General features: G+C 35.9%; 15 protein-coding genes. 14 read left to right on the top strand and 1 reads right to left on the bottom strand.

Going from position 1 to position 12,723, the window contains the following annotated elements:
- The first annotated feature begins 18 nt into the window (after window positions 1-18).
- The 13 genes from EG342_RS14090 to EG342_RS14030 all read left to right on the top strand — a co-directional run bounded on the left by EG342_RS14090 (window position 19) and on the right by EG342_RS14030 (window position 11,045).
- Window positions 19-660, top strand: coding sequence for a hypothetical protein (locus tag EG342_RS14090; RefSeq protein WP_103292961.1), 642 nt, complete (start codon window positions 19-21; stop codon window positions 658-660).
- A 254-nt stretch (window positions 661-914) separates the two neighbouring features.
- Complete coding sequence (locus EG342_RS14085; protein WP_103292962.1) at window positions 915-2,339, top strand: anthranilate synthase component I family protein; 1,425 nt, start codon at window positions 915-917, stop codon at window positions 2,337-2,339.
- Window positions 2,340-2,388: 49 nt separating this feature from the next.
- A complete protein-coding gene (locus tag EG342_RS14080) occupies window positions 2,389-2,991 on the top strand; it encodes an anthranilate synthase component II (protein WP_103292963.1) in 603 nt (200 codons plus the stop codon).
- 38 nt (window positions 2,992-3,029) lie between these two features.
- Window positions 3,030-4,016 carry an anthranilate phosphoribosyltransferase gene (trpD, locus tag EG342_RS14075; RefSeq protein ID WP_103293069.1) on the top strand — a complete coding sequence of 329 codons (987 nt, stop codon included), beginning with the start codon at window positions 3,030-3,032 and terminating at the stop codon, window positions 4,014-4,016.
- Window positions 4,017-4,061: 45 nt separating this feature from the next.
- Window positions 4,062-4,835: an indole-3-glycerol phosphate synthase TrpC gene (gene trpC / locus EG342_RS14070; protein WP_103292964.1), complete on the top strand. Its 774-nt coding sequence runs from the start codon at window positions 4,062-4,064 to the stop codon at window positions 4,833-4,835.
- Window positions 4,836-4,857: 22 nt separating this feature from the next.
- Complete coding sequence (locus tag EG342_RS14065) at window positions 4,858-5,553, top strand: phosphoribosylanthranilate isomerase (RefSeq protein ID WP_103293070.1); 696 nt, start codon at window positions 4,858-4,860, stop codon at window positions 5,551-5,553.
- An 11-nt stretch (window positions 5,554-5,564) separates the two neighbouring features.
- A complete protein-coding gene (gene tnpA, locus EG342_RS14060) occupies window positions 5,565-6,068 on the top strand; it encodes an IS200/IS605 family transposase (protein ID WP_213083885.1) in 504 nt (167 codons plus the stop codon).
- Between the two features lie 96 nt (window positions 6,069-6,164).
- Window positions 6,165-6,710 (top strand): GNAT family N-acetyltransferase, encoded by a 546-nt coding sequence (locus EG342_RS14055; protein WP_103292965.1) that lies wholly within the window; start codon window positions 6,165-6,167, stop codon window positions 6,708-6,710.
- Between the two features lie 4 nt (window positions 6,711-6,714).
- Window positions 6,715-7,893, top strand: a complete 1,179-nt coding sequence (gene trpB, locus EG342_RS14050) for a tryptophan synthase subunit beta (protein WP_103292966.1) — start codon at window positions 6,715-6,717, stop codon at window positions 7,891-7,893.
- A gap of 26 nt (window positions 7,894-7,919) precedes the next feature.
- Window positions 7,920-8,654 carry a tryptophan synthase subunit alpha gene (gene trpA, locus EG342_RS14045; RefSeq protein WP_103292967.1) on the top strand — a complete coding sequence of 245 codons (735 nt, stop codon included), beginning with the start codon at window positions 7,920-7,922 and terminating at the stop codon, window positions 8,652-8,654.
- 31 nt (window positions 8,655-8,685) lie between these two features.
- Window positions 8,686-9,414 (top strand): lipoyl(octanoyl) transferase LipB, encoded by a 729-nt coding sequence (lipB, locus tag EG342_RS14040; protein ID WP_103292968.1) that lies wholly within the window; start codon window positions 8,686-8,688, stop codon window positions 9,412-9,414.
- Window positions 9,415-9,706: 292 nt separating this feature from the next.
- Window positions 9,707-10,666, top strand: coding sequence for a protein-glutamine glutaminase (locus tag EG342_RS14035; RefSeq protein ID WP_123868100.1), 960 nt, complete (start codon window positions 9,707-9,709; stop codon window positions 10,664-10,666).
- A 67-nt stretch (window positions 10,667-10,733) separates the two neighbouring features.
- A complete protein-coding gene (locus tag EG342_RS14030) occupies window positions 10,734-11,045 on the top strand; it encodes a hypothetical protein (protein WP_103292970.1) in 312 nt (103 codons plus the stop codon).
- Between the two features lie 11 nt (window positions 11,046-11,056).
- On the opposite strand, the gene EG342_RS14025 is transcribed toward EG342_RS14030, so the two are convergent.
- The gene (locus EG342_RS14025; protein ID WP_103292971.1) at window positions 11,057-11,809 is read right to left on the bottom strand and encodes an SDR family oxidoreductase; all 753 of its coding nucleotides are present in this window, start codon (window positions 11,807-11,809) and stop codon (window positions 11,057-11,059) included.
- Window positions 11,810-12,064: 255 nt separating this feature from the next.
- Here EG342_RS14025 and EG342_RS14020 point away from each other — a divergent pair, with 255 nt between their 5' ends.
- The gene (locus EG342_RS14020; protein WP_103292972.1) at window positions 12,065-12,697 is read left to right on the top strand and encodes an NAD(P)H-dependent oxidoreductase; all 633 of its coding nucleotides are present in this window, start codon (window positions 12,065-12,067) and stop codon (window positions 12,695-12,697) included.
- Window positions 12,698-12,723: the final 26 nt, after the last annotated feature.

Genomic DNA, 12,723 nt, shown 5'->3' with positions numbered 1-12,723 from the left:
ATAATAGTACATTTAAACATGGTTTTAATCTCAAAAATTCTGTTTTTCACCAGCCATCATGGTTTTTATACTGTGATACTACTTATTTTGTTCTTTGGATTCATTTATTACATCACAAAAAAAGCACGGTTTCTGATTCCAATCATTCCTTTAGCCATTTTGAATGGAATTTGTGGCCAGTTTTTAAACGCTTGGTTTTTAAATCAATATGGCGTTGAAAGCACTGCTACCGTCACCTCCGATGTTGAAACCAATTCTACGTTAAATGAAAGCTATATCCATGATTACGAAGCAATTGTAAAGAAACAGGATGGAAAATATACAACTACCTTTTTTTCCACTACCAGTGCGACGATCTACCCTATCAGCAATTCAATCAGAATCCCTGATGAAAAGGATTTTCCCGTAAAATACATTCCCGGATATGAAAAAAACATCGTTATCCTTTATGACCAATCCAGAGAAGGGAAAATTTTATCAGAATATGAAAAACAAGCTCCTGTAAAGTCTGCAAAAATAAAATATGAAGCAGACAGAACCAACAAGGAATTCATTGAGGAATATATTGCAGCTTTAGAAGATTATGTAGAAACCTATGATGATGCGTCTTACAAAGCAAAAATTCAGGAATTGAAAAAAGAGCTTGGACGGCTTAAGTAAATGCTTTTGATGTTAAGTTTTTTTATTTTTTGATATTTTTTATTTTTTGTATTAAAAAAATTTCTACATTTGTCCCATGTTTAAAATGAACAACAATATTTGGTGGTGGCTTTCAAACTCTTCGTCGGGTCTGAAGGTATTGTCATGTTGTTAATTGCACAGCAGAAATAATAAAACAAACAATATATAGGCTTTGACGGATACCGTTAAAGCCTTTTTTTATTCCTTTACTCTAACAAAAAATACAACTCCAGATGTTTACTGATAAAATTAAATTAAAGACTGTTTCGAAAAAGACCTTAGGAGATCTTCATACTCCTATGAATATCTATCTTAAAATAAGAGATAAATTCCGTGATACTATTCTCCTGGAAAGCTCAGATTCCAAAAGTATTGATAATAACTTTTCCTTTATTGCAGTGAATGCCATCGCAGGAATTGAAGTTAAAAACCTTAATGAATATGAGATCAAACTTCCTACTTCTGCCCCGGTAAAGCAGTTCATCATGGAACGCAGCATCATTGATATTTTTGAAGAATTCCGTAAAATATTTGAATGTAAAGAAACCCTTGATCCTATTGAACAGACAGCTCAAAGTCTTTTTGGGTACACCAGTTTTGAAGCAGTACAATTTTTTGAAAATATCAGTCTTAAAGCGCAAAGTCCGGAAGTAGAAATTCCAATTCTCAGATACAGACTCTATCAGTATGTAATTGCCATCAATCATTTCAATGATGAAATGTACATTATTGAAAACCAAATCGATGGTATAAAATCTGAACTTCATCTTTTAGAAACCTTAATTAAAAATCAAAATACTCCTGTCTATCCTTTTGAGAAAAACGGGCAGGAAACCTCTAATATCACCAGTGAAGATTATATCGAGTTGGTAAAAACAGCTCAGAAACACTGTATGAGAGGAGATGTATTTCAATTGGTACTGAGCAGAAGGTTTGAGCAAAAATTCAAGGGAGATGAGTTTAATGTATACCGTGCGTTGAGAAATATCAACCCTTCTCCTTATCTTTTTTATTTTGATTACGGAAGTTATAAATTATTCGGATCAAGCCCTGAAAGTCAACTGATTATTAAAAATAACAAAGCTATTATTCATCCGATAGCCGGAACTGCCAAAAGAACAGGGGATTTTGAAGCTGATCTCCAGGCTATTGAAAGCTTGCAGGCAGATCCTAAAGAAAATGCCGAACACACAATGCTTGTTGATCTTGCGAGAAATGACCTGGGAAAACTGGGGAAAAATGTAACGGTTACCAAATTGAAAGAAATCCAGCTTTTTTCCCACGTTATTCATATGGTAAGTGAAGTGACAGCAGATGTTGCCGCAGATATTAATCCTCTTGAAATGGTTTCTGCCACTTTCCCACAAGGAACATTAAGCGGAGCTCCCAAACATAAAGCCCTTCAGCTGATCAATCAATATGAAAAAGATTCACGCGGTTATTACGGAGGCTGCATCGGGATGATCGGATTAAACGGAACATGCAACCAGGCCATCATGATCAGAACCTTTTTAAGCAAAAATAATACACTTTATTATCAGGCCGGAGCCGGTCTTGTGGCAAAATCAGTTCCTGAAAACGAATTACAGGAAGTCAACAATAAACTGAACGCACTGAAAAAAGCAGTAGAAAAAGCAGAAAAATTAGTAGAAAACTAAGCGTTGAAGAAACTGCTATCAACAAAATTAATTCATAAAAAATAAAAAAATGAACAACAATATAAATACCCAGCAACCTCAGTTTAAAGTTCTTGTTTTCGACAACTATGACAGTTTTACCTATAATCTTGTTCAGATTATTGAAAGAATTCTGGACCAAAGAGTGGATGTCGTAAGAAATGACCAGATCACATTGGAAGAAGTTGGGAAATACGATAAAATAATTCTTTCTCCCGGACCGGGAATTCCCGAAGAAGCAGGAATTTTACTGGATCTAATTAAAGAATACGCTCCTACTAAAAGTATCCTTGGAGTATGCCTTGGACAACAAGCTATTGCAGAAGCTTTTGGGGGAAGCCTTATCAACCTGTCCGAAATCTTCCACGGAGTGGCTACAACTACCGAACTGGTAAAGGAAAACACAAAATTGTTCAGAGAATTACCCTCAGGAATTGAGGTGGGAAGATACCATAGCTGGGCCGTAGATCCGGAAAGTTTCCCTGAAGAACTGGAAATTACAGCCGTAGACAAAGACGGAATGATCATGGCTCTACAACATAAAACCTATGATGTACATGGCGTACAGTTCCATCCTGAAAGCATTTTAACTCCTGACGGAGAAATGATCATCAAAAATTTTCTTTTACAATGAATACCACAGAAATCCCATCAACAATAAAAACTCCACAAATGAAAGAAATATTGCAATACCTGTTCAATCATCACACCTTATCAAAATCTGAGGCCAAGGCTACAATGATTGAGATTGCTCAGAATAAATTCAACACGGCAGAAGTAACTGCTTTTATCAGCGTTTTTCTGATGCGTAATATTACCTTGAAAGAGCTGGAAGGCTTTAGAGAAGCTTTGCTGCAAATGGCAGCACCTGTAAAGATCGATGCTAGCGATGCTATTGACATTGTAGGAACCGGAGGTGACGGAAAGAACACAATCAATATATCAACATTGGCCAGTTTTGTAGTGGCCGGAGCCGGACAAAAGGTGACCAAACATGGAAATTATGGGGCTTCTACCACTACAGGGTCGTCCAATGTACTTGAAGAGCTGGGCTACCAGTTTAAAAATAATTCAGATCAGCTGAATGAAGATCTTGAAAAAGCCAATATCTGTTTCTTACATGCGCCCTATTTCCATCCTGCACTACAATCGGTAGGCGCATTGAGAAAATCGTTAGGATTAAGAACTTTCTTCAATCTTTTAGGTCCTTTGGTAAATCCTGCAAAACCTCAATATTCAATGATTGGAGTGTATAACCTTGAAATTGCCCGAATTTATCAGTATCTCCTTCAAAAAGAAAATCGTGATTTTATCCTGGTACATGGTTTAGACGGATATGACGAAATCAGTCTTACCCACGATAGTAAAATCATCACCAAGAGCGGAGAAAACATCTATTCTGCAGAAGATCTGGGGTTCAACCCTGTTACCTTAGAAGATATTAAGGCTGGAAATACCATTCAGGAAACAGCAAAACTTTTCATGAATATTCTGGAAGGAAAAGGAACTGAACAGCAGAATTCGGTCGTTCTGGCCAATGCATCTGTTGCCCTTTACAACACTCATAAATTCGGAACGTATGACAACTGCCTGCTTATGGCTCAGGAAAGTCTGGAAAGTGGAAAGGCACTGCAGAGCTTTGAACTTTTAATTAATTGAAATTAAAGTAGATCAACAAAATTTTCTAACATTTACTATTTAAAAATGACCATACTAGATACAATTATTGAAAGAAAAAAAGAGGAAATCGCTGCAGCCCGATCCAATATTTCCATTGACCAGTTGAAAAATACTCAGTTTTTTGAAAGGAAAACCTATTCTTTGAAAGAATCTGTAAAAAACAAAAGCGGGATTATTGCTGAGTTTAAAAGACAATCGCCTTCCAAAGGGATTATCAACGATCAGGTTTCACCTCTTGAAGTTACATTCGCTTACGAAAATTTTGGAGCCAGTGGAATTTCTATCCTGACGGATAAAGACTTTTTTGGTGGAGATTTTAATGATATTCTGAGTGTTAGAAATTCTATTACTATTCCAATCCTTAGAAAAGACTTCATGATTGATGAATACCAATTCTATGAAGCAAAAAATATGGGTGCGGATGTAATTTTATTAATTGCTTCCTGCCTTTCACCCGATCAGGTTCAGGAATTTACCGAACTGGCTCATGAACTAAAGATGGAAGTTCTGTTGGAAATTCATACTGAAGAAGAATTGAAACATTTTAATCCAAAGATTGATCTGGTTGGAATTAATAACAGGAATTTAAAAGATTTTAAAGTAGACCTGCAACATTCTGTTCAGTTAAAAAACCTTCTTCCAAAAGGAGTCGTATCGGTTGCAGAAAGTGGAATCTATCACCTTGATGATTTTAACTATTTAAAAGAAAAGGGATTTGACGGTTTTCTGATGGGAGAATATTTTATGAGAAATACAGATCCTGCCAAGGCATTTGAAGAGTTTAGCTCACAAATTTGACAATAATCCTCAAAAAATTCTTATGAAACATCCATCAACAGGTATTTTTTCACCATCCCTCAAGGTTTGTGGTTTAACAAATCTCAACCAGATTCAGGAGTTAATCACCATGAAAGTAGATTTTCTGGGATTTATCTTTTATGAAAAATCACCAAGATATGTCGGAAATCATCTGAAGTTCGAAGAAATCTCAACCATCAATCATCAGGGAAAAGTAGGTGTATTTGTTAATGAAGAGGTTGACAAGATAATTGGAATTGTTAAAAAAGCCGGTTTAAATCTTGTGCAGCTTCACGGCGATGAAAGCCATGATTTTGTTGTTGAATTAAGAGAAAAATTAAATCCGGAAATTAAGATTATTAAAGTCATCAGGGTCGGCAATGATATTCAGGAAAATAAAACCAAAATAGTACAGACATTAAGTTCTGTAGGCTCCGATCCCGCCACCTATTATTTATTCGATACAGACAGCAAGGCATTCGGCGGAACAGGAAAACAGTTTGATTGGACTATTTTAAATGAACTCAACATTCCACTTCCCTATTTCCTGAGCGGCGGCATCTCAGAAGAAAATATCAGAAATATAGAAACCCTGAATCAAAAACCTTTTGCATTGGACATCAATTCAAAATTCGAAATATCACCTGGTAATAAAGATATTGACAGAATTAAAAAATTCAGTTCAATCATTCAAAAGAGTCCCGAAGGGACGATTTAACCCAGCATTGGATGCAATCCAATCCATATAAAAATAAAAAAACACAACGAAAAAAACACCATATATCCCAATCATTAGTTAAAAATTACATTCACATCGTATTCAGCACAAAATACAGGAATGATTTTATAGATGAAAAAATAGAAAAAGAATTGTATACCTATATTGCCACATTATGCAAAGATTTTGAAAGTTATGCATTACAAATAGGTGGAACAGATGATCATATTCATATTCTTTGCAGGCTGTCCCGGAAGATTGCATTGATGAAATTGGTTCAGGAAATAAAAGCCCATTCGTCAAAATGGATAAAGACCAAAGGTGAGAAATACGAAAATTTCTTTTGGCAGAATGGTTACGGTGCGTTCTCGGTAGGAGAAAAGGATGTTCAGATGATAACAAACTATATCAAAAACCAACGTCAGCATCATCAGAAACAAGATTTTAAAACCGAATTCATTGAAATTTTGGAAAAACATAAAATTGATTATGATGAAAAATATATTTGGGATTGATTGAAAAATGCAACTACCAGCACAGAATTGCATCATTTGCCGGAGATAAATCGTCCCTTCGGGACTCTTTATTAAATTTGACTACAATTTAAAATCATGAAATATCAAATAAAAAAAACAAACGAATTAACAGAAAAGGAAATAGAACATATTCTTCAGCTTTGGGATATTTCTGCATGGAATACAATGAAGTCAGCCTATTTCCGATCTTTTTTTAAAGATTCTGAATTTCATTTTCTGGTAGATGCAGAAGATTCAATATTAGCGATTATTCGAGTTAATTTTGATTTCATCCTGGATATTTCAGGAGAAGAAGTTTCCTTTGCAGAGGCGGTCGGATTAGTGGCTGCCCAGAAGAAAAAAGGATATGGAGCCAGATTGGTTGAATATTTTACAGAGAACGTTAAGGAGAGAAATATTGAAACGATTGGATTTTGTCACACAGACCTTCGTCCGTTTTATGAAAAGTGCGGGATTGAAATTTTATATGATAAAGCAAGGATGATCAAGGAAAACGTCGACTCCGAATGGGTCAACTCTGAAGATGATGATATTTTACTCTTCCATATATCAGATAAAAGAAAAGAATCGCTCATCAAGCTGAGTGCTCAGAATAATGCTTATTTAATTACTAAAGAATAAAAAAATGAATTATAAAAACCCCGATGATAACGGATATTATGGAGATTTTGGAGGCGCCTTCATCCCTGAAATGCTCTATCCGAATGTAGAAGAATTGCAACAGAATTATCTTAAAATTATTGAATCTGAAGACTTTCAGAATGAATATCAGGACCTTCTTAAAAACTATGTAGGTCGTGCTACACCACTCTATTTTGCTAAAAATTTAAGTGAGAAATACAAAACTCAGATTTATCTAAAAAGAGAAGACCTTAATCATACCGGAGCTCATAAAATCAATAATGCACTTGGACAGGTTTTGCTGGCAAAGCGTCTTGGAAAAACCAGAATCATTGCTGAAACGGGAGCCGGCCAACATGGGGTTGCAACCGCTACGGCCTGTGCCTTGCTTGGGCTTGAATGTATTGTATATATGGGTGAAATCGATATCCAAAGACAGGCTCCGAACGTAGCAAGAATGAAAATGCTGGGGGCAGAAGTTGTAGCCGCTACTTCAGGTTCTAAAACACTTAAAGACGCAGTGAATGAAGCATTAAGGGACTGGATCAACAATCCTGTGACTACTCATTATGTTATCGGAAGCGTAGTAGGACCTCATCCATTTCCTGATCTTGTAGCCAGATTTCAAAGTATTATTTCAAAGGAAATCAGAGAGCAGCTTAAAGAAAAAATAGGAAGAGAAAACCCTGATTATGTCATTGCATGTGTTGGTGGAGGGAGTAATGCAGCAGGAACATTTTATCATTTTGTAGAAGAAAAAGACGTTAAAATTATTGCTGCTGAAGCCGGAGGTCTGGGTATTGATTCAGGAAAATCTGCTGCTACTACATTTTTAGGAACCTTAGGAGTTCTTCACGGAAGCAAAAGTCTTGTAATGCAGACGGCAGACGGACAGGTTATTGAGCCTCACTCCATTTCTGCGGGATTGGATTATCCAGGAATCGGCCCTTTTCATGCCCATTTGTTTAAAGAAAAACGGGCAGAATTTTTCAGTATTAATGATGATGAGGCCTTAAAATGTGCCTTTGAACTCACAAAACTCGAAGGAATTATTCCCGCTTTGGAAAGTGCTCACGCATTAGCGGTTTTAGACAAAAAGAAATTCAATGAAAATGACATTGTGGTAATTTGTCTGAGTGGTCGTGGAGATAAGGATATGGAAACGTATTTAAAAAATTTGTAGAAAACCGGATATCGATACAATAAAAAATGAAAAAACTAAATATATACTTCACAGCGGGAATTCCTCAATTGGAAGATACCACTGATATTATAAAGCTCATTCAGGACTCCGGAGCAGATATGATTGAGATCGGAATGCCTTATTCTGATCCTGTGGCTGACGGACCTGTGATTCAAAAAGCACACGAACAGGCCTTACAAAACGGAATGACAATAGAAAAACTATTTTCACAGCTAAAAACCATTAAAAATGAAATAAAAATTCCGGTAATTTTGATGGGATATATCAATCCTGTACTGAGTTTCGGATTTGAAAATTTTTGTGTTGCATGTTCGGAAAGTGGAGTTTCAGGATTAATTTTACCTGATCTTCCACCCATTGAATTTGAGAAAAACTATCAGCAGATTTTAAAAAAATACAATCTTAATTTCACTTTCCTGGTCACTCCGGAAACGTCCGATAAAAGAATTCAGTACCTGGACTCTTTAAGCTCAGGTTTTCTGTACGCAGTAAGCTCTTCCTCCACCACAGGAAATGATAATACTATTCTGAAAAATGAATACTACCTTTCCAGGGTAGCTTCTCTTCCATTGAAGAATCCGGTGATGATTGGGTTTGGAATCAAGTCAAAAGAAGATTTTGAAAATGTAACGGAAAAAGCTGACGGAGGGATTATCGGAACAGCCTTTGTGAATATTTTACTCCAGGATAAAGATTGGAAGAAAAGTGCCATAGATTTTATCCATTCCATAAAAGGGTAAAATTCACTAAATTTGTATATCAAAAATTGAAATGAATACAAATCAAAATAAAGCAGTAGAATTTGAAGATTTAGGGATAAAAGAATATCAGCCTGCCTGGGATTACCAGGAGCAACTGATGAAGTCTATTATTGATACTAAAATAAAAAACAGAGATCTTCCTGCAGAGCAACATATTACCACTCCGAATCACCTCCTTTTGGTAGAACATCCTCATGTTTACACATTGGGAAAAAGCGGACATGAAGAAAATATGCTTGCCGGCATCGATAAATTAAAGGAATTGGAAGCAACCTATGTGAAAACCAACCGGGGCGGTGATATCACCTATCATGGGTACGGACAAATTGTAGGTTACCCCGTTCTGGATCTTGAAAACTTTTTCACGGATATTCATTTGTATATGAGAAATCTGGAAGAAGTAATTATCAGAACCATTGGTGAATATGGTCTTAAAGGGGAACGTTCCCCGGGAGAAACCGGTGTATGGCTGGATGTTGGAAAGCCTTATGCCAGAAAGATCTGCGCTATGGGGGTAAAAGCTTCCCGATGGGTAACATTGCATGGCTTTGCTTTAAATATCAACACTGATATGCGTTATTTTGAATATATCATTCCGTGTGGAATCAAGGATAAACAGGTAACCTCTTTAAAAAGAGAACTGGAAAGGGAATTGACGCCTGAAGAAATGGAAGATATCAAAGCTAAAATCAGAAAACACTTTGCTGATGTTTTTCAGGCCGAGTTGATTTACAAATAAAACAGAACATCGATATATAATAAGAACCAGTTTCAATTGAAACTGGTTTTTTAGTTTAAAATATTCTGTACATCGCCATCTCATACAAGTTCAATATTCTCATATATAATATTATTTTACTATTAAATATTCCTCCATTTCAAAGGGAAATATTAAAAAAATTAAATTAATTGTTAAAATTTTATTAAAAATAATTTGCAGATATTCTAATTTTTTCTACTTTTAATATCACAAAATAGTGAACTATAAAAAATCCATAGTCCACATTCAATAACCACCAAATTATAATATTATGAGAAAATTTTTGTTATCCATGATGGTATTTGTAACCGTCTTGTCATTTAATTCCTGCGCCGACTCAAACGCCAACCAGGATCAGCAGTTAACATCCAAAGAGTCTAAAGTTACTGTGAAAGACTTTGGAAAGACTGTTCCGGTAGGGATAGATCAGGAAAATGGCAAATTCAGAATTGCTTTGATGCTTAATGCTCAACCTTTTGAAATAAAGGACACAAAGGAAAATGAAGCCTACATTTCCATGATCAAACAGGCTGTAAAGAATGAAACGCCTCTTCATGTTTTCACTAAAGCCAATACAAACGAGATTGCTAAAGTAGAAAAAGCAACCGAAGAAGATGTTCGTTACTTTAAATCTGTTTTAACAAAAGAAGTAAAAGCTGATGCTGCAACCAGCAAATTAGCGAGTGTGATTCCTGATTTGGCTACCTTAAACAGTTTATTTACACAAATCAAAAACCAGGCTTGCGGAACTTCTACCGCTTCTTCACCTTGCATCACGTTCAGATATCCTGTAGACGGATGCTATGCAAGAGCTCATAAAATGAGACAAATTCTGAATAATGCCGGATATGAGTGCGAAAAACAGTTCGTATATGGTAACCTGAGAGCATCTACCGGTACGTGCTGCGTATCATGGGTATATCACGTAGCTATCCTTGTAAGCTTTAAAAATGCTTCAGGAGTGGTTGAAAAAAGAATCATTGATCCTTCATTGATCTCCACCGGACCAGTAACTGATGTTGCATGGAGAAGTGCTTGTACAAATTCAACCTGTGGTTCAACTTCTGTGTCTTCGTTTGCAAATACTGCAGGAAACGTATACTACAGAAACCCTGCCGGTTCTTTGCTATATGACAATAACTACGTCAATACAAATTGTACATTAACGGCATTCTCATCTCTTTCAGGATGTTCAGCGCCGGTACCTAGTACAGCACATTGCGGATTTTAACTAACTTTTTTATAGAGCTCCTGCATTTTTTTTATATTGCAGGAGCTTTTACTTAATATTTTATGCTATGAAAGCCTGGACTTATTTATTATTAATATTCACCATGATCACATCCTGTTCGTCTCATTCGGAATCCCAGAAATTAACCTGGTATAATAATGCTGCCATCAACAATATCCTTGAAGATCCGGATAAACCGGAAGAAGTTGTGCGTGTCGCCATTGGAATCAGTGCTCAGGTTTTTTATATCTCAAAAAAATCTTCCGATTATAAAACATTCATGGAAAAGGTCAATTTAAGTTTAAAAAAAGGCAAGACCTACAATATAGGTGTTGAAAGTAAAACTAATATGATCAAAGAAATCAACGAAGTAAAGTAATCTTCAACTTATTATCTGATCACGGAAATTCCGGCGTCTACCTTTAGCTCTGCTCCATGGATATAGGATGCCTCATCCGAAGCCAGGAAAAGTACTGCATTGGCAATTTCTGATGCTTCACCCTGCCTTTTAAAAGGAATGGTAGGGATAATATCCTGTACTGCAGTTTCAATCTGATCCGAGCTTAAACCTGTATTATTAAAAATATTGGTTTTAATGTGTCCCGGACTTATTCCATTCACACGAATTCCCTTTTCTGTAAGTTCTACAGCAAATGTTTTGATAAAAGACTGAACAGCTGATTTTGCTGCAGAATATACCGAAAAATTAGGCATAGCTATCTCAGTAGCTACTGAGGTATTAAAAATAACCGAACTCCCCTTTTTCATCAATGGCAATATTTGCTGAACGGTAAAGAAAGGACCTTTTACCAGCATATTGAAGAGCTCGTCAAAGCCTTTGCCATCCACATATTCAATAGGAGCAAACCTTCCATATCCTGCATTGGCAAATACAAGGTCAACATGATCGGTATATTTTCTTACTTCCTGTTGCAAGCTCATAAGATCTTCTATATTTCCAGCATCGGATACAATTCCAAAAGCATTCTCTCCTAGTTTCTCTAAAGCTTTAGTAACGGTCTCTTGACTTCTTCCTGTAATAATTACCTTCCCTCCTTCTTCAATGAATTTTTCAGCGGTGGCAAACCCCATTCCGTTTGTTCCTCCGGTAATTAAAGCTGTTTTGTTTATAAATTTCTGCATTGTTTTTGGTTTAAAATTCTATAGCAAAGATTGGAATACTTAGCTTTTTAAAAAATCCGAATCATGCGGAAAAAGATGAAAAGCTATGGTATCTCTCTTCATTTGTTTTTTACTTTGTAAATAATTGTCATCAATAAAATTTATCAAAATTAAATTGTACACAATTTAATTGGCTATATATTTGCATTGTTATTTTAATTTGATCAACATCAGAGATCAACAAGAAAGTAGTTTAATTTTAAAAAAATATAAAAAATGTCATTATTAGAAAACTTAAACTGGAGACACGCTGTAAAAGCATATGATCCTGCCAAAAAAATTTCAGAAGCCGATTTGCATACTATCTTAGAAGCAGCAAGATTGGCTCCTACCTCATCAGGACTGCAACCATTCCGTATTATCGTGGTTGAAAATCAGGAACTGAAAGAGAAAATGGTAGCAGGTGCTTTAAATCCTGAAGTGATGAGAGATTCTTCTCATGTATTGGTTTTCGCAGCCTGGGACAGTTATTCCAATGAAAAAATTGACAAGGTTTATGATCATCATACGGATGTAAGAGACCTTCCAAGAGGACGTTTTGGAAGCTACACCGATAAAATTAAGGAAATGTATGGAGCACAAACTCCTGAACAACACTTTGCCCATACCGCACGCCAGACGTACATCGCATTAGGAATTGCATTGGCACAGGCAGCAGAGCTTAAAATCGACAGTACTCCCGCAGAAGGATTCAATAATCAAGTGGTAGATGAAGTATTGGGATTAAAAGAATTAGGATTAAAAAGTGTAAGCCTTTTATACCTTGGATACCGTGACGAAGCCAATGACTGGCTATCTTCTATGAAAAAAGTCCGTATTCCAATGGAAGAATTTATCATAAAAAAGTAATACCTTCATCGAATCTTTCGTACTTA

The sequence above is a fragment of the Chryseobacterium lactis genome (assembly GCF_003815875.1).
Lineage (GTDB): Bacteria > Bacteroidota > Bacteroidia > Flavobacteriales > Weeksellaceae > Chryseobacterium > Chryseobacterium lactis.
The sequence above is the reverse complement of the archived record's forward strand: the minus strand, read 5'-3'. Positions and strand labels throughout refer to the sequence as shown.